Genomic DNA, 1668 nt, shown 5'->3' with positions numbered 1-1668 from the left:
CGCGCATGGTGGCCAGAAAGCCCGGTGCACCAGGGAGATCACGTATAAGCCGTAAAGCCATCGCGCAGGGAATGCCGGATGATCCGGCTGATCCTGTGGTGACTGCCGCCTGCTTTTCTTGTTGCAGGCGGGCCATGGGTGAGGCCTTCACCCGGCATTCCCCATAGGCGTTAAGGTAGCGCGAGCATCGATTGATACTTGCGTTTTCGAGGAGGCTCGCGAAGGTGGCGCCCCAACGCGCGTTTTCTGCGGCGCAAGCAACGGATGGTTGGTTGTGGAATGATTGCTTGCAGCAAGGATGCAACGAGCTGCTGCAGGACCCGCCAAGCGCCAGGCGTCGTTAAGCGGCCTGCGTCCAGTGGGGAGAGTCCTCGAAGTCGCTGGCAAGCGGCTCGAGCAACAGGATGATCAGGAGGTGGGCCAGCAGGTAGGGCTTGGCAGAGCGCGGATCGGTTCCTGGCGGCGTCTTGAGGCCAATCAGACTCTTCAGTCGCTTGAACCCAAGCTCGATCCGCCATCGCAATCGATAGAGCGCAAGCACATCTTTGGTGGAGAACTCGTCCCGCGCGAGCGACGTGATCAGAATGACCCAATCCGCAGCCTCCAAAGTTTCTTTGGAGATGATGCGGTTTTCATCTTTTGCGTCTTGCCGGGCTTTACGCCGAGAAGCAGCAGCCGCACCGGTGGGCTTCTTGATTGCGACCAGACGCATAGCCAGAGGCGCGCCGCCCTTGCGCTTGATCCAAATCTCCCGATCGACCAGTCCGCGCGCCTTCGCGGCACGCAATTGGGCCATCAGATCGAACGGAAGGCCTTTGGCGTCAAGCCAACGTGCGTTCTTCCAGCCCGCTCGGATCAAAACGTCGGCCCCGGCTTCGCGGACGGCCGCAATGCGGTCAGGTTGCAGATAAGCGCGGTCAGCAATGCGGATCTCGTTCTTGACCACTGGTATCCGGTCAAACGTTTCGCCCTCTTGCTGATCTGTCAGCTCGAAGTGACCAAAGCGCTCATAGGGCAGATCAAATGCGCTATGAACGCGCCAAAGCTCACTGTTCTTGCGCGCAGCCGGTCCCGCCTGAGGCACTGTCGTCGCATCGATGATGCGGATCAGGCGGCCTTGGCTCGCCTTCGGAGCTGCCGCAGCGAGCAAGCCCTCCACCAGCACCGCAAACCAATCACCACATTGACGCAGCCGATAGAACAACGCCACGCTGGTGAGGTCGGCAAGGCCAACAGAAGCCGCCCATGCGGCTGTCGATCTCAGCCCTCTTTCACCCAAACAATAGGCCAGCATCAGCCGAAGTAACGTCACCGCATCTGGAATCTGCCGCCGACGCGCGAAGGCCTTCGTCTGGCGCGCAGTTTTCTCGAGCTGCGCAGCCCCGCCCAGCTGCGCAACCACTCTCGTCCAGTCCTCGTTCAGGAGCGATTCGTCTGCCATCCCCTGTTCGAATCACGGCGGATTCCAACACTCAAGCATAAACTTAACGCCTATGCGGCCTTTCCTGCGCCCTCTTGCTTTTCGAGGGCGAATGCTTCGCAAAGCTCGGGCGTAACGCGCTGCGAGAATGCGAGCGCACGCCTCGCGCTGTTTGAGATGTGAAGAGCCAGATCGTGCCAACAGGCCGGTCATTCCGGGGCGCGCATGCAATGCGCGAACCCGGAATC

At 60.5% G+C, this 1668-nt stretch carries 1 protein-coding gene; it reads right to left on the bottom strand.

Annotation, left to right across the window (positions count from 1 at the left end; all coding sequences use genetic code 11):
• Window positions 1–340: 340 nt before the first annotated feature.
• On the bottom strand, window positions 341–1441 hold the full coding sequence (locus QX010_RS33005) for an IS4 family transposase (protein WP_315701243.1): 1101 nt from the start codon (window positions 1439–1441) through the stop codon (window positions 341–343).
• Window positions 1442–1668: the final 227 nt, after the last annotated feature.

Source organism: Bradyrhizobium sp. SZCCHNRI1009 (assembly GCF_032487575.1).
Lineage (GTDB): Bacteria > Pseudomonadota > Alphaproteobacteria > Rhizobiales > Xanthobacteraceae > Bradyrhizobium.
This window is presented reverse-complemented; position numbering and strand designations above follow the sequence as displayed.